At 69.5% G+C, this 19,381-nt stretch carries 22 protein-coding genes; 12 read left to right on the top strand and 10 right to left on the bottom strand.

Annotated features, from left to right (window positions below):
* The first annotated feature begins 25 nt into the window (after positions 1–25).
* On the top strand, positions 26–622 hold the full coding sequence (locus R5H32_RS12020; RefSeq protein ID WP_318338925.1) for a glutathione S-transferase family protein: 597 nt from the start codon (positions 26–28) through the stop codon (positions 620–622).
* A 120-nt stretch (positions 623–742) separates the two neighbouring features.
* Positions 743–1,816 carry a Hint domain-containing protein gene (locus tag R5H32_RS12015; RefSeq protein ID WP_318338924.1) on the top strand — a complete coding sequence of 358 codons (1,074 nt, stop codon included), beginning with the start codon at positions 743–745 and terminating at the stop codon, positions 1,814–1,816.
* A 129-nt stretch (positions 1,817–1,945) separates the two neighbouring features.
* Here R5H32_RS12015 and R5H32_RS12010 read toward each other — a convergent pair whose 3' ends face one another.
* On the bottom strand, positions 1,946–2,200 hold the full coding sequence (locus R5H32_RS12010) for a YMGG-like glycine zipper-containing protein (RefSeq protein ID WP_318338923.1): 255 nt from the start codon (positions 2,198–2,200) through the stop codon (positions 1,946–1,948).
* Positions 2,201–2,293: 93 nt separating this feature from the next.
* The gene (locus tag R5H32_RS12005) at positions 2,294–3,472 is read right to left on the bottom strand and encodes a TIGR03862 family flavoprotein (protein ID WP_318338922.1); all 1,179 of its coding nucleotides are present in this window, start codon (positions 3,470–3,472) and stop codon (positions 2,294–2,296) included.
* 70 nt (positions 3,473–3,542) lie between these two features.
* Between R5H32_RS12005 and R5H32_RS12000 the strand changes: the two genes are divergently transcribed.
* Entirely contained in the window at positions 3,543–3,848 is a 306-nt protein-coding gene (locus R5H32_RS12000; protein ID WP_318338921.1) for an HNH endonuclease, read from the top strand.
* Position 3,849: 1 nt separating this feature from the next.
* Here the strand turns inward: R5H32_RS12000 and R5H32_RS11995 are convergent, their stop codons facing one another.
* The 4 genes from R5H32_RS11995 to R5H32_RS11980 form a co-directional block, all read right to left on the bottom strand.
* Complete coding sequence (locus R5H32_RS11995) at positions 3,850–4,815, bottom strand: ornithine cyclodeaminase family protein (protein WP_318338920.1); 966 nt, start codon at positions 4,813–4,815, stop codon at positions 3,850–3,852.
* Positions 4,816–4,833: 18 nt separating this feature from the next.
* The gene (gene bfr / locus R5H32_RS11990; protein WP_318338919.1) at positions 4,834–5,319 is read right to left on the bottom strand and encodes a bacterioferritin; all 486 of its coding nucleotides are present in this window, start codon (positions 5,317–5,319) and stop codon (positions 4,834–4,836) included.
* Positions 5,267–5,560, bottom strand: coding sequence for a (2Fe-2S)-binding protein (locus tag R5H32_RS11985; protein ID WP_318338918.1), 294 nt, complete (start codon positions 5,558–5,560; stop codon positions 5,267–5,269). Before R5H32_RS11985 ends, bfr begins: the two co-directional genes overlap by 53 nt.
* 135 nt (positions 5,561–5,695) lie before the next feature.
* Positions 5,696–6,310: an enoyl-CoA hydratase/isomerase family protein gene (locus tag R5H32_RS11980; RefSeq protein WP_318338917.1), complete on the bottom strand. Its 615-nt coding sequence runs from the start codon at positions 6,308–6,310 to the stop codon at positions 5,696–5,698.
* A 134-nt stretch (positions 6,311–6,444) separates the two neighbouring features.
* Here R5H32_RS11980 and R5H32_RS11975 point away from each other — a divergent pair, with 134 nt between their 5' ends.
* Positions 6,445–7,932 (top strand): DUF2125 domain-containing protein, encoded by a 1,488-nt coding sequence (locus R5H32_RS11975; RefSeq protein WP_318338916.1) that lies wholly within the window; start codon positions 6,445–6,447, stop codon positions 7,930–7,932.
* A 66-nt stretch (positions 7,933–7,998) separates the two neighbouring features.
* On the opposite strand, the gene R5H32_RS11970 is transcribed toward R5H32_RS11975, so the two are convergent.
* Complete coding sequence (locus tag R5H32_RS11970) at positions 7,999–9,012, bottom strand: hypothetical protein (RefSeq protein ID WP_318338915.1); 1,014 nt, start codon at positions 9,010–9,012, stop codon at positions 7,999–8,001.
* 166 nt (positions 9,013–9,178) lie between these two features.
* Here R5H32_RS11970 and R5H32_RS11965 point away from each other — a divergent pair, with 166 nt between their 5' ends.
* From R5H32_RS11965 to R5H32_RS11940, 6 genes are all read left to right on the top strand, one after another.
* Complete coding sequence (locus tag R5H32_RS11965; RefSeq protein ID WP_318338914.1) at positions 9,179–10,525, top strand: TldD/PmbA family protein; 1,347 nt, start codon at positions 9,179–9,181, stop codon at positions 10,523–10,525.
* The gene (locus tag R5H32_RS11960; RefSeq protein WP_318338913.1) at positions 10,512–11,291 is read left to right on the top strand and encodes a 3'(2'),5'-bisphosphate nucleotidase CysQ; all 780 of its coding nucleotides are present in this window, start codon (positions 10,512–10,514) and stop codon (positions 11,289–11,291) included. The genes R5H32_RS11965 and R5H32_RS11960 overlap by 14 nt, the downstream gene beginning before the upstream one ends.
* A 203-nt stretch (positions 11,292–11,494) precedes the next feature.
* A complete protein-coding gene (locus tag R5H32_RS11955) occupies positions 11,495–11,740 on the top strand; it encodes a DUF4170 domain-containing protein (RefSeq protein ID WP_318338912.1) in 246 nt (81 codons plus the stop codon).
* Between the two features lie 12 nt (positions 11,741–11,752).
* The gene (locus R5H32_RS11950; protein ID WP_318338911.1) at positions 11,753–12,982 is read left to right on the top strand and encodes a 3-deoxy-D-manno-octulosonic acid transferase; all 1,230 of its coding nucleotides are present in this window, start codon (positions 11,753–11,755) and stop codon (positions 12,980–12,982) included.
* Positions 12,982–13,986, top strand: a complete 1,005-nt coding sequence (gene lpxK / locus R5H32_RS11945) for a tetraacyldisaccharide 4'-kinase (RefSeq protein WP_318338910.1) — start codon at positions 12,982–12,984, stop codon at positions 13,984–13,986. Before R5H32_RS11950 ends, lpxK begins: the two co-directional genes overlap by 1 nt.
* Positions 13,987–14,048: 62 nt before the next feature.
* Positions 14,049–14,495 (top strand): hypothetical protein, encoded by a 447-nt coding sequence (locus R5H32_RS11940; protein ID WP_318338909.1) that lies wholly within the window; start codon positions 14,049–14,051, stop codon positions 14,493–14,495.
* A gap of 64 nt (positions 14,496–14,559) precedes the next feature.
* On the opposite strand, the gene R5H32_RS11935 is transcribed toward R5H32_RS11940, so the two are convergent.
* From R5H32_RS11935 to R5H32_RS11925, 3 genes are read right to left on the bottom strand one after another with little or no spacing between them, the layout of a single operon-like run.
* Positions 14,560–15,693, bottom strand: coding sequence for a CaiB/BaiF CoA-transferase family protein (locus R5H32_RS11935; protein ID WP_318338908.1), 1,134 nt, complete (start codon positions 15,691–15,693; stop codon positions 14,560–14,562).
* A gap of 4 nt (positions 15,694–15,697) precedes the next feature.
* Positions 15,698–16,381 carry a DsbA family protein gene (locus R5H32_RS11930; protein ID WP_318338907.1) on the bottom strand — a complete coding sequence of 228 codons (684 nt, stop codon included), beginning with the start codon at positions 16,379–16,381 and terminating at the stop codon, positions 15,698–15,700.
* Positions 16,382–16,385: 4 nt separating this feature from the next.
* Entirely contained in the window at positions 16,386–16,907 is a 522-nt protein-coding gene (locus tag R5H32_RS11925) for a DUF721 domain-containing protein (RefSeq protein WP_318338906.1), read from the bottom strand.
* 83 nt (positions 16,908–16,990) lie between these two features.
* Here R5H32_RS11925 and mutY point away from each other — a divergent pair, with 83 nt between their 5' ends.
* Together mutY and R5H32_RS11915 are read left to right on the top strand one after the other, a co-directional pair.
* On the top strand, positions 16,991–18,052 hold the full coding sequence (gene mutY, locus R5H32_RS11920; RefSeq protein WP_318338905.1) for an A/G-specific adenine glycosylase: 1,062 nt from the start codon (positions 16,991–16,993) through the stop codon (positions 18,050–18,052).
* Positions 18,053–18,105: 53 nt separating this feature from the next.
* Entirely contained in the window at positions 18,106–19,242 is a 1,137-nt protein-coding gene (locus tag R5H32_RS11915; RefSeq protein ID WP_318338904.1) for an alkane 1-monooxygenase, read from the top strand.
* Positions 19,243–19,381: the final 139 nt, after the last annotated feature.

The raw sequence follows: 19,381 nt of genomic DNA, 5'->3' as shown, positions 1-19,381 counted from the left end.
TGACTCAAAGGCGGAGAAAGACAGCATGTACACCGTGATCGGCACAGTCGGCAGCCGCGCCATGCGCGTCCTGTGGATGCTCGAGGAACTCGGGATTCCGTTCGAGCATATCGCCGCGCCGCCGCGCTCTAAGGGTGTCACCGCCTTCAATCCGGCCGGCAAGGTCCCGGTGCTGATCGAGGACGGCACGCCGATCACCGATTCCACCGCGATCATCCAGTACCTCGCCGACAAGCACGGCCAGCTCACCCATCCCGCCGGCACGCTCGACCGCGCCCGGCAGGACAGCCTCACGCAGTTCCTGCTCGACGAATTCGACGCCAATCTCTGGATGGCCGCGCGTCACAGCTTCGTCCTCCCGGAGGAGCTGCGCCATGCCGCGATCAAGAACACGCTGCGCTGGGAATTCGAACGCAGCCAGAAGACGCTCGTCCAGCGGATAGGCGAGGGGCCCTTCGTCATGGGCGAGATGATGACGGTGCCCGACATCATCCTGACCCATTGCGGCAACTGGGCGCTCGGCGCCAAGTTCCCGATCACCGAGCACCGGCTGACCGAGTATCTCGACCGGATGCGCGCCCGCCCGGCCTACAAGCGCGCGATGGCCCGCACCGGGGAGTGATCCGGCCGCCGTGCCGGAGATATTTTTTTTCGCGCCTCGGTTTGCCATATTTGAGAAAGCCGCCCGTGCTAGAGAGGCCCCACAGAGCCGGGGATTGGACCCGGCTCTTGGAGTAAACATATGTCCAGCATCAGCTTCTATGCCCGCGGCGATGAATCGTCCGCCAACAACGCTTCCTTGAACATCGAGAACACGACGAAACAACCCACCGTGCTCTTGACCTTCAACAGCAGCGGGCCGTCGGGCGACATCATCCTCGAATACAACGCGGGCAAGGTCGACCCCGACACCACGGTAACCATCAACGGCACGACCTACAACTTCAAGGTCGAGATGACCGGCACCCTGCCCCTGGCCAACGGCAAGGTGCCCGATCCGCTCGAAGGTCATCAGATCACCGCGATCTCGACGGTGATCAAGGGCGTCACCGAGCGGTTCTATTTCGTCACCGATGGCAGCGGCACGCAAACGCTGATGAACCAGTTCGGCAACGGCGCGGTTCCCCTGAAGAACGTCAACTTGGCTCCGCCGCCGATCCATGTCTGCTTCTGCGCCGGCACCGACATCCTGACGCCCCACGGCTGCCGCAAGGTCGAGACGCTCAAGGCCGGCGATCTCGTCCTGACCGAGACGGGCGAGGTCAAGCCGATCCTCTGGATCGCCAGCAGCACCGTCAGCTTCGACGAGATGCTGCGCGCGCCCGAATCCCGGCCGATCCGCATTCCGGCGGGTATGATCGCTCCGGGCGTGCCGAATGCCGACCTCCAGGTCTCGGCCCGGCATCGGATCGTCATCGAGGATGCCGAGGCCATGCTCCTCTTCGGCGAGGCGCGGGTTCTCGTCGCCGCCAAGGACCTGGTCGGGACCGTGGCGGAACGGGTGATGCCGCTCGGGGACGTGAGCTATTACCACCTCTTGCTCGATGGCCACCACATGGTGGTGTCGAACGGCATGGTTACCGAGAGCTTCCAGCTCGCACAGCGAAGCTTCGACGGCCTGTCGTCCGCGGCGCGAAGCGCGCTCCTGGCCGCGTTGTCCAGAGACGCCCTGATGGCCTGTTTCGCACGCGCGGACGCGATGCCCAGCCTCAAGCCCCACGAGGCCGAAGTTCTGGCCCAGAGGATTTTCGGGGAGCCGGCCGGACCGGCGACCGGCGCGCGCGCCGGCCACACGGAGACGGCCCTCGTCGCGTGATACTTGCCCGAACGAGACCGCCGCGCCGACGGCACCCGTCAGCGCGGCGGTTCGGTTCCAGTCATTCGTGCGGCGAAGGCGAAAGGCAGCGCCGCCCCGAATCCGTTTTCTCAGCTCATCGCTACGCGATCAGCAGGATGCCACATACTGATTGCCGTTGGCGTCCCGATAGACGCAGTCGCCCGGCGTGTTCGCCCTGCCGATCAGGTTGCCGGCGACCGCGCCGGTGAGCCCACCGATAATCGCGCCCTCGACCGCGTTGTCCGCCACCGCGGCGCCAAGCGCCGCACCGGCCACCGCACCGGTCGCGGTGCTCCGCTGCTCGGTCGTCTGGCAGGCCGCGAGCGACAGGGCGATGGGCAGCATCAGCATCAACTTCTTCATTCTATCCTCCATTTCCGGACTATCCGTCCTTGTCAAAATTGCGAGTTCACCGCCCAAACTGCGCCAGCCGCGCACCGGTTCCCTTGACGGGCATCAAGTCCGGCGATCTTTTGCCGCCGCTCGCCCCGCCCAGAGCCCGGTCGCAAGGCAGGCCGTCAGAAGGTATCCCCCTGTCGGCGCTTCCCAATCGAGCATCTCGCCGCAGGCGAAGATACCGGGAAGCCCTTGCAACTCCAAGCCTTCGCTCAACGCCGCGCGCCGAATCCCGCCGGCGGCCGAAATCGCCTCGTCGAGCGGGCGCGGCCCGGCGTGGCGGGCCGGCAGCGCCTTGACCAGCCGCGCCAGCCGCTCGTCCTTCGGCAGCGGCCGCCCCCATTCCTGCAGGAGCGCGATCCGCGCCGGGTCGAGCTTGAGCGTCTTCCGAAGCCAGTTCGCGATGGTCTCCTTGCCCGGCCCCGGCGCGAGCCGCCCCGCGACCTCGGCAAGGCTCCGCTCCGGCACGAGGTCGAGCGTCAGCGCCGCGCCCTCGCGCACCGCGCGCGACACCGCGTAGATGCCGCCGCCCTCGATGCCGCGCGCCGAGATCACGAACTCGCCCCGCTCGACCTGACCGCCCGCATGCAGGGCCACGCCCTTTACCGGCGCGCCGAAGAACCGCGCCATGTGCCCAGACCACTCGACCCGGAACCCCATGTTGGCCGGCTTGAACGGCGCGATGTCGACGCCCTTCGCCGCCAGCCACGGCACCCAGGCCGCATCCGAGCCGAGCCGCGCCCAGCTCGCGCCGCCGAGCGCGAGCACCGTCACCGCCGGGTGCAGGATTTGCCGCCCCTCCGGTGTCTCGAAGGCCAACCCGTCCTTCTCGAACCCCGCCCAGCGCCAGCGGGTGCGCAGCGCCACGCCCGCGCCAGCAAGCCGCGCAAGCCAGGCGCGCAGGAGCGGCGAGGCCTTCATCGCCACCGGAAAGACCCGCCCGGTGGAGCCCGCGAACACCTCCTGGCCGAGCCCGCGCGCCCAGTCCATCACCGCGTCGGGACCGAACGCCTCCAGCATCGGCCGGAGCCAGTCGGTGTCGTAGCGCGCCGCGAAGTCGGCGAAGGGTTCGTCCTTGGTCAGGTTCAGCCCGGACTTGCCCGCCATCAGGAACTTGCGCGCGGGCGAGGGCTTGGCCTCGCAGATCACCACCCGCCGACCCGCGGCGGCAAGCGCCTCGGCCGCCATCAGCCCGGCCGGCCCGGCGCCGATCACCAGCGCATCCGTCACCTGCCGCATCGCCGTTCCCGCTTCATCGCCGCCTTGTTCCCCCGGCCCGCATTCGCCATCCTGTCGCAGGAAGCCCGCCATGACACAAGAGCCCGACCCGCCCCTCTGCCCGCTCTGCGGCCGCCCGATCCCGGCGGATGTGGCGCAGAGCCTGCACCATCTGGTGCCGAAACTGCGCGGCGGCAAGGGCGGCCCGACGGTGCTTCTGCACGCGATCTGCCACGCCGAGATCCATGCCACGCTGAGCGAGACCGAGCTTGCCCGCGACTATGCCACGGTCGAGGCGCTGCGCGCCCATCCGCGGCTGGCGAAGTTCATCGACTGGGTCGCCAAGCGCCCGCCCGGCTTCCGATCGCGCGTGCCGGGGCCCCGGCGGGGGCGCTAGGTCAGCCGGCGACGCGCGTGCCCGCCCCGGAGGCGACGGCGCGGTCATAGGCCAGAGCCGCCAGCGCGAAATCCCCGACCGCGAGCCCGCGGAACACGAAGGCCGCGCGCCGGTCGGGCGCGAAACTAGCGGCGATCCTGCCGCCGATCAGCTCGGTCAGGTCGCCGGCGACGAGGCCGGGATCGACCATCGGCTTCGCGCTTTCCGCCTCCTGCACGCGGTCGTCGATGATCACCGTGTCGAAGGCCGGCATGCCCGCGGGCGCCCACGGAATCGCGAGGTCGGTGATCGTCGCGAAGGCGCCGGGCTTCAGCCAGCGCGCGTCGAGGGAGGGCGCGACCGAATAGTCGAGCGTGATCGAGCTCACCACCAGATCGACTCCGTCGAGTGCCTCGCGCGCGGGCAACGCGCGCGCCTCCAGCCCGAGGCCGCGCGCCGCCTCGCAGAGCGCGTCGACCCTGGCCCGGCCACGCCCGAACGCGCGGATCTCGCGCAGTGGGAACAGTTCGGCAAAGGCCGCAAGGTGGCTGTGCGCCTGCACCCCGCAGCCGATGAAGGCGACGCTCTGCGCCTTGGGGTCGGCGAGCCGCTTGGCGACCACGGCGCTCAGGGCGGCGGTCCGGACCGCGGTGACCCAGTTGGCGTCCATCACCGCCTTCAGGACCCCGGTTTCGCTGTCGAGGATGAGGATCGCGCCGTTGATGCCGGGCAGTCCGCGCGCGGCATTGCCGGGCGCGACCATCACCGACTTCACAACGATCACGCCGGGATCGTCGGCCGCAGCGAGCGTCGCCATCATGTAGCGCCCGTCCCCCGGAAGAACCGCCGACTTCGGAGCGGTCCAGAGCCGCTCCTGCGCCCGCGCGAGCACCGCGCGCTCGACCGCCGCGACCACATCGGCGGTCGAGATGCCGAGCCCGTCCAGAACCGTATCGGAAAGATAGACGAGCCCGCCTTCCTCACTCATCGCGCGACTCCCATAGTGTTACTCGGCCGCGTCCACCGGGAGCGCGTTGAGGAGCCCGTAGCGTTCCTCGCCAAGCCTGTCGAAAAGCCCGATCTGGGTCTCGAGGAAATCGATATGCCCTTCCTCGTCGGCCATCAACTCCTCGAAGAGGTTCTTCGAAACATGGTCGCCCACCTTGTCGCAATGGTCGCGCGCCTCGATATAGAGCTTGCGGGCATCGTGCTCGGCGGCAAGATCGCTGTCGAGCGCCTCGCGGACCGTCTCGCCGATGCGCAGGGGATCGAGCTTTTGCAGGTTCGGATGGCCTTCGAGGAAGATGATGCGCTGGATCAGCCTGTCGGCATGGTGCATCTCCTCGATGCTCTCAGCGCGCGATTTCCGCGCCAGCCGGCCGTAGCCCCAATCCTCCTGCAAACGGTAGTGCAGCCAGAACTGGCTGACCGCGGTCAGCTCACTCCGCAGCGCGGAGTTCAGGTACTCGATGACCTTCTTGTCGCCTTTCATCGGATCCTCCCTTCGGCTCGCACCGGCGAAGGCCGCGCAGCGGCGCGGGAACCTCAAGGCTGTCACAGCCCCGCATCGTCTCGACGAACAGCGGCAGGCAGCCGCCGCAATCGGCGCGTTTGCCGAGCGCGTGGTAGATGCGGCCGGGCGTGATCACTGTACGCGCATCGGCGGCCCGCATCCAGTCGACCGCGGCGCGGATGTCGTGATCGCTGATGTGCATGCAATGGCAGACGATCATCGCGTCCCGCCTCTCGGCCGTCGATTTGTCCGTGTTGCGCGCATCGGTCCCCAAGCCTCGCGACAGCGCCCCGGAACCGGGGCGCGCGAACTTCCTGACAAAAACAATCGGATTAGTCAAGCCCGGCGGGGCGCCTCAACCGACCAGCCGTTTGATCGCGCCGACCAGCGCCATGTCGGCGCCGAGCACGTCGGCAGTCAGCTCCGCAACCGTGGCCGCCAGCGCCTCGGGCGCGACGATCCGGTCGACGAGGCTCCAGTCGAGCGCCTCGGCGGCGCCGACCTTCGCCCCAGCCATCAGGATCATCTTGGCCCGCGCCGGCCCGACGAGCCGCGCCATCCGCACCGGGTCGGAGGGCTGGGGCAGGAAGCCGAGCTTCATCACCGGGTAAAAGAATTTCGCCTCGGGCACCGCGATCCTGAGATCGCAGGCGAGCGCCATGCCGAAGGCGCCGCCCGCGAGCGTGCCGTTCAGCGCCGCGACCGTGAGGCAGGGCAGCGCCGCGATCGCGCCCGAGAGCCGTTCCCAGACCGGATCGGTGGCGAGCCCCGCGCGCGCCTCTTCGAGATCGGCGCCGGCGGAGAAGACCCTGCCCTCGCCGGTCAGGACCAGCGCCCGCGCCTCCTCGCGCCCCGCAGCCTCGGCGATTTCTGCCAGTTCCGCGAGCATCGCTTTCGTCAGCGAGTTCGCCTTGTCCGGCCGCGCGATGACCGCCCGCCACAGCCCGCCGTCCTTCTCCAGCCGGATCATCCGCGCCTCCGCTCACCTGATCGTGTACCTCTAGCAGCATCCCCGGGCGGAATTCCATACCGCCCGGACACTTGACCCGGCCCGCTCACGGGCCGATGGTACGGCCCGAAACGGGTAATGACACGGGCAAAGACATGAGACATTGGACAGGCCGCGGCGCAGGCGCGCTGACCGCTCTTCTTCTTGGGACCACGGCGGTCCAGGCCGATGTGACCGCGGCCGAGGTCTGGCAGGGCCTCACCGACTATTACGGCGATCTCGGCCAGACCGTCACCACCGGGTCGAGCGTGACCGAGGGCGACACGCTTGTGATCACCGATGCCGTCTTCGCCTCCGAGACGCCCGAGGGCAGCACATCGGCTACGGTCGCCGAAGTCCGGCTCAAGGAACTCGGCGACGGCAGGGTCGAGGTCACGATGTCCGAGGAGATCCCGATCGCGATCACGGCCAAGCCGGCGACCGGCGAGGCGGTCGACATGGCTATGAAGATCACCCAGTCCGGCCTCGCGATGCTCGTCTCGGGCCAAGCGACGGACATGACCTTCGACTTCACCGCCGACACGATCGGCATCCGCACCGAGCAGACCGAGGTCGAGGGTGATGCCATCCCGATGACACTGGACGCCACCCTGACCGGGAACGCCGGCAACTACCGGATGGTGACCGAGGGCGCGCGCAACGTGAGTTCGACGATGACGGCCGAGAAGCTCGACTTCGCCGTCTCCGGCAAGGATCCCAAGGCCGAGACAGATTTCGCCGCGTCGGGCTCGCTCACCGGACTGAGCGGCACCTCGACCGCGACGATGCCGGACGCGGTTGACCTCGAGGACATGAGCGCCGCCCTTCAGGCCGGGATGACCATGGAGGGCACGTTCAACTTCATCGGCGGCGGCTATGTCATCGATGGCAAGGACGGCGCCGACACGCTGAACGTGCAGTCCACCGGCGGCGCCGGTTCTGTCAACTTCGCGATGTCGCGCGACGGGATGCGCTACGGCGGCACCGGCCAGGCCGCTCAGATCGCGGTCCAGGCGTCCGCCCTACCGGTGCCGCTCGATCTCTCGGTCGCTGAGACCGCGTTCGACATGAAGGTGCCTGTCTCTAAGGGCGAGGAGGCGCAGCCCTTCGGCCTTCTCGTGAAGCTCATCGACCTTGAGATCTCCGAGGGGATCTGGGCGATGTTCGACCCGACGACCCAGCTGCCGCGCGATCCGGCGACGCTGATCGTCGACCTGTCCGGCGCGGCGAAGCTATTGTTCGACGTCTTCGACATGCACACGCCGGCGCCAGCCGACGCGAGCCCGGGCGAGGTCGAGTCGCTCGACATCAATCAGATCCAGCTGACGGCAGCCGGTGCCGAGCTCACCGGTTCGGGCGCGCTGACCTTCGACAACTCCGCTCCCATGCCGCAGCCGCGCGGCGCGGTCGACCTGCAACTCGTCGGTGGCAACGGTCTGATCGACAATCTCGTGGCGATGGGCTTCTTGCCCGAGGACCAGGCGATGGGCGCGAAGATGATGATAGGCCTCTTCGCAGTGCCTTCGGGCGAGGACACGCTGACCTCGAAGATCGAGTTCAAGGAGGATGGCGGCGTCTACGCCAACGGCCAGCGCATCCAGTAACCTCCGCCACATTGGCCGAAACCGCCCGCGCCCGCCGCGGGCGGTTTTGCCTTGGTCCCGCCGCCGTCACCAGTGGATCGTCGCGGGCGGGCAATAGACACCGTATTTCGTCTCGCGGTAGCTGCCGCCCTCCTTCGAACCGGTCGAGGTCCAGAACCGCTTGAAGTCGAGGCGGGCATGGGCGAGCCCGCGCACCGTAACCTGCCCGAAGACCGAGACGATGATCCAGTGCGCCTTCTGCCGGTGGTTGGGCAGCGGCGTGAGCGGCGCGAGCTTCGGCAACCAGCCGCCCCAGCGCGCCTTGTCGATGTTCTGGCCCCCCTCGTCGATCGCCACAGCACTGGTGACTTGCGCGTCGTGGTACTTGGGCGAGGGAAAACCGAACGGCAACAGGCACAATCGCGCCGTCATCGCGACGCTGGCGAAACGGCTGGTCAGGAACCAGTCGTCGCTCCAGACCCGGTAGGCGCCGTGCAGCCACGGCCGCGCGCTGCAGCTCCAGTCGCTATCGCCGAACGGAATGTGCAGGAAATACCACTGGATCTCCATCCAGTCGAAGGAGTTGTATTCGGGGATGACCGAGAAATCGTAAAGCCCGGTGCCCTTTCCCCGGATGTCGAGAAAGAATTCCTGCCGTTCGGAATAGCCGGCCATGGTCCATGCATCCGGATTGGATGAGGCCTCGGCCGCGAAATTGGCGATCGTATCCCGGCTCCGACCCACCGCGACGACCGCATAAGGATGCGCCGGCACCGTCCCGGGAGCAGGCACCGATCGCAGCCCGAAACCGGGATCGTCGCTCTGCCGAGCCTGCCCCTCGAGGCGCGCACCGGCATGCCGAAGATAGGCGGTCTCCTCGGCTTCGGCCTGCATCGCCAGTTCCTCATGCGTCAGCCCGAGTTTTCCCAGCACGTCGCGGTCGAGCGCCTTTCGCCGCGCCTCCAGCCAGGCCGTGCGAATCTCGGCGTCGCGTCCCTCCGCATGCTCGGCCTCGACCGCGCTGCTCACCAACCGCCTCGCCGCGGTGAAGCCCGCATATAGCTCTTCCGGCGAGAGCCCCGACAAACTGTGCTGATCCATGATCCGCCCTTCGCTTTGCGGCCCCGTGCCGGACCCGAGTGTCCAAAGTAGCCGTCCGTCCAGCCGCCGCATTGACGACGGTCAGCCCCGCACCATCGCGCCCTTGCGCGTGATCCCGGCCCGGACTACCTCCTAGGAAACGTTCCGAGACACAGGATCCGACCGCATGACCGACCGGCTCGCCCCCCTGACCGAGGCCCTCCTCGCCGCCGCCACCAGGTCTGGCGCCGAAGCCGCCGACGCGATCGCCGTCGACGGCACCGCGCTTTCCGTCGACGTGCGCGGCGGGCGGCTCGAACAGGCCGAGCGCGCGGAGGGGATCGAAATCGGCCTCCGCGTCCTGATCGGCCAGCGGCAGGCCTGCGTCTCGGCCTCCGACATCTCCGAACGGACCATCGCCGAGATGGCCGAGCGCGCCGTCGCGATGGCCCGCGAGGCGCCCGAGGATCCGAGCCTCGGCCTCGCCGATCCGGGTGAGCTTGCGTCCGCCTGGGATCTCGCGGCGCTCGACCTCGCCGATCCCGCCGCCGAACCCGCCGCCGCCATGCTCGAGGACGATGCCCGCCGCGCCGAGGCAGCCGCCCTCGCCGTCAAGGGCGTGAGCCAGGTCCAGTCGGCCTCGGCGAGCTATTCGCACCGCCGCCTCCACCTCGCCGCGACGAACGGCTTCGCCGGGGGTTACGCGCGGACCTCGCGCGCGTCCTCGGCCGTCGCCATCAGCGGCGAGGGGCTGAAGATGGAGCGCGACTGGGCCGCCGAGTCCCGCGTCTATCAGTCCGACCTGCCAAGCCCGGAGGAAATCGGCCAGCTCGCCGGCGAGCGGGCGGTATCGCGCGCCGGCGCGCGCAAACCGAAGACCGGCGCCTATCCGGTCGTCTTCGACGAGCGCATTTCGGCCGGGCTGATCGGCCATCTCCTCGGCGCGATCAACGGCAGCGCGATCGTGCGCGGCGCCTCGTGGCTCCGCGACGCGATGGGTGAACAGGTCCTGCCCCGCGGCCTCTCGGTCTTCGAGAACCCGCACCGCCCGCGCATCCCCGGCTCGCGCCCCTTCGACGCCGAGGGCCTGCCGACCGAAGCCCGCGACATCGTCCGCGACGGTATCCTCCAGACCTGGACGCTCGACCTAGGCACCGCCCGCCGGCTTGGCCTCAAATCCACCGCCTCGGCCTCGCGCGGCACCTCCTCGCCGCCCTCGCCCTCGGTCTCCAACATCGCGCTGACGCAGGGCGACAAGAGCCGCGAGCAACTCCTCGACGAGATCGGCACCGGCCTTCTCGTCACCTCGATGATCGGCTCTTCGATCAACCCCACGACCGGCGACTATTCGCGCGGCGCTTCCGGATTCTGGGTCGAGAACGGCCAGCTCGCCTATCCGGTCAACGAATGCACCATCGCCGGCAACCTGCGCGAGATGCTGATGCGCATCACGCCCGCGAACGACGCGCGCGCCCATCTCAGCCATGTCGTCCCCTCGCTCCTCGTCGAAGGGCTCACCCTTGCCGGCGAGTGACCTCGACCTCCTGACCGAGGCGGCGCGCGCCGCCGGCGAGATTGCACGGCGCTTCTTCCGCGGCTCGCCCGGAATCTGGCACAAGCCCGGCGGCGCCGGCCCGGTGACCGAGGCCGACCTCGAGGTGAACCGGATGCTCCATGCCGAACTCGGCGCCGCCCGACCCGGTTACGGCTGGCTGAGCGAGGAAACCCCCGACGACCACGCCCGGCTCGGTACCGAGCGCACCTTCATCGTCGACCCGATCGACGGCACCCGCGCCTTCATCGAGGGCGACACGAGCTTCGCCCATTCGCTCGCCGTGGCCGAAGGCGGCCGGATCAGCGCGGGGGTCGTCTACCTGCCGATGAAAGACATGCTCTACGCCGCGACCGAGGCGGGGCCGGCGACGCTGAACGGCACCCCGATCCGCGCCTCCGTGAGGACCGGGGCCGAGGGCGCCACGCTCCTCACGGCAAAGCCGAACCTCTCCCCGGAGCACTGGAGGGAGGGCGCGCCGCCACCCTTCCGGCAGAAGTTCCGCGCCTCGCTCGCCTGGCGGCTCTGCCTCGTGGCCGAGGGCCGCTACGACGCGATGCTGACGCTCCGGCCGAGCTGGGAATGGGACATCGCCGCGGGCGATCTGATCGCGCGGCAGGCCGGCGCCACTGTCACCGATCGCACCGGCCGTCCGCTTCGCTTCAATGCCGCCGATCCCCGTACAGCCGGCGTCATCGCCGCTCCGGACCCGCTCTGGACGGCACTCCGCGGCGCCCTCAAGGACTGAGCGCACACCCGCCTTCCCTTTCATCTTGCAGAAATATCCTCGGGGAGAGATTGCCCGCCCCGGGCAATCCGGGGGGCAGACAGCCCCCCGCTCCGCCGCCGCGGCCTGGCACCACAGCCCGCTCCCTGCCAGCCGCCTTGAGGCGCCCCGTCCCTTGGCATAGGGTGGCGCGCGAAACCGAACCCCATAGCCCGGAGAGCCCCATGACCCAACGCCTGCACCTCGTTTTCGGCGGCGAACTGGTGGACCCGACCAAGACCGTCTTCAAGGATCCCGAGAAGATCCACGTCGTGGGCATCTTCCCCGACTACAAAACCGCCTACAACGCCTGGAAGGCGGAAGCCCAGCGCACCGTCGACGACGCCCACACCCGCTACTTCATCGCCCATATCCACCGCCTGCGGGACGAGGCGGCGGCGGCCAGCCCGACCGAGGAACTCGGCCTCTGAGCCTTAACCGGCATGGGACGCTCACTCGCCCTCGCGCTCTACCTCCTGGCGGCGTCCCGCGCGGCGCCGGGCGAGGTCCCGCCGCGCGCTCCGCGCCCCGACGGCCGTCTCGTCTGGCTCCATGTCGGCCGCGGCGCCACCCTGCGCAGCCTCGCGCAGCTGACCCAGCGGCTCCAGCGCGCCCGTCCGAAACTGCGGCTCCTAGTCACCGGCGAGGGGCAGACACCGCCCGACCTCGCCGGCTTTCCCGCCAATACCCGGTCCGACCTGCTGCCGCCCGACCGGCTGCCCGCGCTTCGGCCCTTCCTCGACCACTGGCGCCCCGATCTCGCGATCCTCGCCGGCGCCAGCCTGCCGCCCGCGCTGGTCACCGAGACCGCGGCCCGCGCGGTCCCGCTGATCCTCGCCGACATCCGCCTGACCCCGCAATCGGCCGCCGCCTGGCGCTGGCGACCCGGCATGGCGGCGTCGCTTCTCGCCCGCTTCACCCGGATCCTCGCCCAGGACGCCGAGACCGCGGCCCGGCTCCGCGCCCTCGGCGGCCGGAACCTGTCCATCGACATCGCCGGCCGGATCGAGGAGACCACCGATCCCCTGCCCGGCAACGAGGCCGAGCGCGCCGCGCTCGCCGACCTTCTCCAGACCCGCCCGGTCTGGCTCGCCGTCGCCTGCCCGCAGACCGAGGAGGAGGCGGTCATCGCCGCCCAGGCCCATGCGATGCGGCTCGCGCACCGGATGCTGCTGATCCTCGTCCCGTCGGAACCCGACCGCGCCCCGGCACTGGCCGACCGCATCGCCCGCGAGGGCTGGATCACTGCCATACGGTCCCGAGATGAGGAACCCGAACCCGAGGTCCAGGTCTTCATCGCCGACAGCGAGGAGGAGCTCGGTCTCTGGTACCGGCTCGCGCCGGTCACCTTCATGGGCGGCACGCTGTCGGAGGGCGGCGCGAGCCGCAATCCGTTCGAACCGGCGGCACTGGGCTCGGCGATCCTGCACGGCCCCTATCCCGGCCCCTACCCCCATGCCTATGCCCGCCTCGCCGAGGCCCGCGCAGTGCGCCGCATCGCCACGCCCGAGGCGCTGGGGGCCGCGGTCAGCGACCTGATTGCGCCCGACAGGGCGGCGGTCCTGGCCCACAACGCCTGGGCAGCTTCCTCCGGCGGCGCCGAGGTGGCCGAACGGGTGGTAGATCTGGCGCTCGCGACACTCGACGCGCATCCGGCGCGGGAGGCGCCCTGATGCGTGCGCCCGACTTCTGGCACGGCGATCCCGCCCGGCCGGCCTGGCAGGCCCGGCTGCTCGCCCCGCTCGGGCGGCTCTACGCCGCCGCCACGGCCCGGCGCCTCGCCGCCGGCGCTGGCAGCGCCGCCGATCCGGGCGTGCCGGTGATCTGCGTCGGCAACCTCAATGCCGGCGGAACCGGCAAGACGCCGACCGTGATCGCGCTCGCCCAGCGGCTCGCGGCGCGCGGCCTGACCGCCCATGTCGTGAGCCGCGGCCACGGCGGCCGCCTCGCCGGCCCCGTCCGCGTCGACGAGCGCCGCCATACGGCCGCCGACTGCGGCGACGAGCCCCTCTTGCTCGCGGGCTTCACCCCGACCTGGATCGCCCGCGACCGGGCCGCCGGTGCCCGCGCCGCCGTGCAGGCCGGCGCCCGCCTGATCATTCTCGACGACGGCTTCCAGAACCCCGCCCTCGCCAAGCATCTCTCGATCGTCGTCGTCGATGCGGCGAAGGGCTTCGGCAACGGCCTCTGCCTGCCCGCCGGACCCTTGCGCGAACCGGTGGCCACAGGGCTCGCGCGCGCCGATGTCCTGCTCTCGATCGGCCCTGCCGCCGCGCAGGAAAACTTCGCCGCAACCTGGGGTCACGCGATCGGGATCCCGCATCTGACCGGCCAGCTCGCGCCGCTCCGGACCGGGATGGACTGGCCCGGTCTCAGGGTCCTGGCCTTCGCCGGCATCGGCCATCCCGAGAAGTTCTTCGCCACGCTCGAAACCCTCGGCGCCGATATCGCCCGCGCCGAGCCCTTCGACGACCACCAGCCCCTGAGCCCCGCTTTGCTGCGACGGCTCGAGACCGATGCCCTCGCCCTCGGCGCGCAGCTCGTCACCACCGAGAAGGATGCCGTGCGCTTGCCGTCCGACTTCCGGCCCAAGGTGCTGACCCTCCCGGTCCGGCTCGACCTCGACGACTGGTCGACGCTCGACGCCGCCCTCGACCGGCTGCTGCCGCCCCGCTGAACACGCCCGGATTTGGAGCGGGGCGGCATCCGCGCTATCCTGTCTCCAACCCGGAGGCCGCCATGAAACCGACCGCTCTTGTGCCCGCCCTCCTCATCGCCGCCCTTCCGGCCCTAGCCTGGGAGACAGAGCAGACGCGCGATGCCGCCCGCTCATGGCAGTCCGCCAGCGGCCTTGCCGTCGAGTTCAGCTGCCGTCGCGGCCAGCAGGGCTATCTCGATTTCCGCCTGACCGACGCGGCCGGCGGCGGCCGCTTCGCCGGCATCCGCTCGCTCATGCTGTGGATCGAGCTCGCCGACGGCCGCACCGCCCGCTACCCCGTCGACGTCGCCATCGCCGGACCGTCCCTCTCCGGCCGCTTCTACATCTCGGACGAGATCCTCGACCACTTCCAGAACGGCACCGCGATGATCATCGACAGCGCGCTGCCGCGGCAGGAATTCCTGCGCACCGACATGAAGGGCACCGGCGCCGCCCGCCTCGCCTTCCGCGAACGCTGCGGTCTCTGACATTCACCTTTTCGGAAATATCCTCCGGGGGTCCGGGGGTGGAAAACCCCCGGCTCCGCCGCGTTCAGCCGCGACCGGCCTTCACGTCCGCGTCATGCTCGCCAAGCTTCGGCGACGGCCGGTCCAGTGCGAGCTCGGCTCCCGAGAACCGGAACGGAGAACGCACGCCCGGCACGCCGTCCAGTTCCACACGCATCCCGCGCGCCAAGACCTGCGGATCGGCGAAGACCTCGCCCATGTCGTTGATCGGCCCCGCCGGTACGCCGTCGGCCTCGCAGGCGGCGAGCAGATCGGCCTTCTGCCAAGACACCGTCTTCGCGGTGATCAGCCGCGTGAGCTCCGCCCGGTTGGCGATCCGGTCCGAATTCTTGAGGAACTCCGGCGCCTCGGCCAGCGCGTCGAGCCCGAGGATCCGGCAGAGCCGCCGGTACTGGCCGTCATTGCCGGTGGCGATGATGATCCAGCCGTCGGCGCAGTCGAAGACCGAATAGGGCACGATGTTCGGGTGGGCATTGCCCATCCGCATCGGCGGCGTGCCCGAGGCGAGGTAGTTCATCGCCTGGTTGGCCATCACGCTCGTCGCCACGTCGAGAAGCGCCATGTCGATCTGCTGGCCCTCGCCGGTCCGCGCCCGCTGGTGTACCGCGGCAAGGATCGCGGCCACGGAATAGATGCCGGTGAAGACATCCGTCACCGCGACGCCCACCTTCTGCGGCTGGCGGTCGGGCTCGCCGGTGATGCTCATCAGCCCCGACATGCCCTGGATGATGTAGTCATAGCCGGCGCGGTGGGCATAGGGCCCGTCCTGGCCGAAGCCGGTGATCGAGCAATAGATCAGCCGCGGGTTGACCGCGCGGAGGCTCTCGTAGTCGAGCCCGTATTTCTTCAGCCCGCCGACCTTGAAGTTCTCGATCAGGATATCGGCGTCCTTCACGAGGTCGCGGACGAAGGCCTGCCCCTCCGGGGTGCGGAAATCGGCCGTCACTGACTTCTTGCCGCGGTTCGCGGCGTGGAAATAGGCCGCCGACCGGTCGCCCTCCCGCTCGATGAACGGAGGGCCCCAGGCCCGGGTGTCGTCGCCCTCGGGCGCTTCGACCTTGATCACCTCCGCCCCGAGATCGGTGAGCGTCTGGCCGGCCCAGGGACCGGCCAGGATCCGCGCGAGCTCGACGACCTTCAGGCCCTGAAGCGGCGCCATCGGTTCAGTTCGCGAGCTTTTCGTCGAGGATCTTGGCGAAATCCTCGTAGGACATGTTGGAATACTTCTGCCCGTCGATGATGAAGGAGGGCGTGGAGTTGATCTCGTCCTTCGTGGCATTGCCCTGGTAGGTCGCGACCATGGCCTGCGCCATCTCGTTGTCGTTCAGGCAGGCTTCGAGCGCCTCCGCCCCGATCCCCGCCTTGAGCCCGACCTTGCGCAGGTTCTCGGCGATCCCGGCCGCCTCGCCGGGAGCCAGCCAGTCCTTCTGCTCATCGAACAGCATGTCGGCGATGCCAAAATACTTCTCCGCGCCGTCGCAGCGCGCCACCATCGCCGCCCAAAGCCCAAACTTGTCGAAATAGACCTCGCGGTAGACGAAGCGGATCTTGCCGGTATCGATGTAGTTTGCCTTGAGCTGATCGAAGACCGTCTCGTGGAAACTCGCGCAGTGCGGGCAGGTGAAGGAGGCGTATTCGATCACCTCGACGGGCGCCTCGGCCTGCCCGAGCACCATGTCGGGCACGAGCGCGGCCTTCGAGCTTTCGGTGGCCTCCTGCGCGACGGCGGCGGTGGAGAAGGTCGTGACATTGGCCCCCGGCGCGGTGCCGGGCTGCGTCATCCAGAACGTGCCGCCAGCGACGGCGGCAAGCGCAGCGGCGCCGGCAATCAGATAGGTCTTGGACATGGGATCAGCCTTTCCTCTTTCCCGGCCGAGATAAGACCTTTTCGCCCAGGGCTTCAAGCGCCGCCCGGAGCGTCGGGTCGCCGATCTCACCGGAAAGTGTACGCGCCGCGTCGATGCTGGCAGGATCGGGCGGCGCCGGCGGGGCCTTCGGCGCCGGGCGGAACGCGACCTGACCCTCGGCGAAACCCACGGGCGCGGTCTGGGTGATCACCACCTTGGAGATCGCGTTGTAGCCGTAGCAGGCATTCACCCGCTCGCGGATCTTCGGAAGCCGCATCTGCAGGACCGGCGCGGCGGCGCCCGTCGTCAGAAGCGTCAGCGTCGCCCCGATCCCCTCGCGCCCGTAGCCGATCTTGACCGGCAGCGCCATCGCCGCGATCTCCTCGCCGACGACCTCGGCCCAATGGGTGAGAAGCCGCGAGACCGCGAAGCCGCGCGACTCGCCGGCCACGCGGATCCGCTCCTTGAGAAGCCGCGCCGCCGACTGAAAGCCGCGCCCGCGCCGATCCGGAGTCGCACCGCTCATCCCTGTCCTTTCCCGAGCCCGTCGCTATTCTAGGCGCGGGGCACGAGCTTGCCCACCGAATTGACGGCAACGGGAGCGAAAACTTGCGAGAGAAGGAGATCGGCACCGCCCTTCTGGCCTGGTACGACAGTCATGCCCGTGCGCTCCCGTGGCGCATCGGCCCGGCGGAGCGCCGCGCCGGCCACCGCCCCGATCCCTACCGGGTCTGGCTCTCCGAGGTCATGCTCCAGCAGACGACCGTGGCCGCCGTGCGCGACTACTTCCACCGCTTCACCAGCCGCTGGCCCGATGTCGCGGCGCTCGCCGAGGCCGACGACGGCGAGGTCATGGCCGAGTGGGCGGGGCTCGGCTACTACGCCCGCGCCCGCAACCTCCTGAAATGCGCCCGCGCCGTGGTCGCGGACCACGATGGCCGCTTCCCCGAGACGAGCGCCGCGCTCCTCACGCTGCCCGGCATCGGCCCCTATACCGCCGCCGCGATCGCCGCCATCGCCTGCGACGAGCCCGAGACCGTCGTCGACGGCAATGTCGAACGCGTCACCGCCCGTCTCTTTGCCGTCGAAACCCCGCTTCCCCCAGCCAAACCCGAGCTGACCGCGCTCGCCCGCCGCCTGACGCCGGAGACACGCCCCGGCGACCACGCCCAGGCGATGATGGATCTCGGAGCGACGATCTGTACCCCGAGAAACCCCGCCTGCGGCATCTGCCCGCTCCGCTCCTTCTGCGCAGGGCACGCCTCCGGCATCGCGACCGACCTGCCCCGCAAGCTTGCCAAGAAACCGAAGCCCACCCGGTTCGGCATCGCCTATGTCGGTACCCGCGAGGATGGCGCGGCCCTACTCGAACGCCGGCCCGAACGCGGCCTTCTCGGCGGCATGCTCGGCTGGCCCGGCAGCGACTGGGCCGAGACCGCGCCCGCCCCCGCACCGCCCGCCGCCGCCGACTGGCAGGAGATCGCGGGCGAGGTGCGCCACACCTTCACCCATTTCCACCTGATCCTGACCGTCCGCACCGCCCGCCTGCCTGAGGGCACGAATCCCGAGCGCGGCCACTTCGTCCCCCGCGACGCCTTCCGCGCCGCCGACCTTCCGACCGTCATGCGCAAGGTCCATGACCTCGCGTCCCGCGCGTTTCTGACCGATTGAGCCGCCCCGCCGCCACCCCTAGACTGCCGGCGATGACAGCGAGCGGAACACCCATGTCCCAACCGATCTCCCGCTTCACCTCGGCGGCGCCGTTCTGGCTGTCGCTGGTCCTCGTTCCGCTCGCCCTGATCGGCGCGGGGGTCGGCGGCTGGACCGTCTGGCTGCTGCCAATCTACGGCTGGATCGGGACCACGATCCTCGACGCAATCGCCGGGAACGAGACCCGCAACCCCGACCCCGACACGCCCGAGGCGGATCTCTTCTGGTACCGGTTCATCACGATCATCTGGTTCCCGATACAGGCGGCCACGCTCTACGGCCTCATCTGGTACGTGACCCGCGCGGATCACCTCGCCACATGGGAAAAGATCGCGCTCTTCTTCGGCCTCGGCGTGATCTCGGGCTCGATCGGCATCACCTATGCCCATGAGCTGATGCACCAGAAGAACCGGCTCGAACGCTGGCTCGGCGACCTCCTCCTCGCCACCGTGCTCTACAGCCATTTCCGGACCGAGCACCTGCTTGTCCATCACCGCTATGTCGGCACCCCCCGCGACGCGGTCACGGCGCGCTACAACGAGGGCTTCCACCGCGCCTTCTTCCGGGTTCTGAAGGACGGTCCCGGCTCCGCCTGGCGGGCCGAGAGGCAGCTTCTGTCCCGCGCCGGCCGCACGGCGCTGCACCCGTCGAACCCGTTCTGGCGCTACGGCGCGTTGCAGTTCGCGGCCCTCGCGCTCGCCTATGCGGTGGGCGGCTGGGCGGGGCTCGCGCTCTTCGCCTGGCAGGCCTTCGTGGCGGTCTGGCAGCTCGAACTCGTCAACTATGTCGAGCATTACGGCCTGACCCGCCGCCACCTCGGCGAGGGCAAGTACGAACGCGTCCTGCCGCGCCATTCCTGGAACACCGACCACAAGGTCACGAACTGGATGCTGATCAACCTCCAGCGCCATTCCGACCACCACTACAAACCCGACCGCCGCTTCCCGCTGCTCCAGACCTACGGCGCCGACGAAGCTCCGCAGCTGCCCTTCGGCTACCCGGCGATGACGGCGCTGGCGATGGTGCCGCCGCTCTGGCGCCGACGCATGAACCCGCGCGTCCGGGCCTGGCGCAAGACCTACTATCCCGACATAGCCGAGTGGTCCGACTACAATTCCGGCCGCCTGCCGATGCCCGCGGGCGCGAGCTGACGCCGGCGGATCGGCCGCGGCTGAGGCCGCCGTCAGCGGGCTTCCGCGTGTCCGAACTGGTGGTCGTAGAGGGTTCGGAAGAGGCCGTTTTTCTGGAGCAGGCTCTCCGGGGCGCCCTCCTCGTCGACCTGGCCGTCCT

Origin of the sequence: Defluviimonas sp. D31, from assembly GCF_033436765.1 — a bacterium.
Lineage (GTDB): Bacteria > Pseudomonadota > Alphaproteobacteria > Rhodobacterales > Rhodobacteraceae > Albidovulum.
This window is presented reverse-complemented; position numbering and strand designations above follow the sequence as displayed.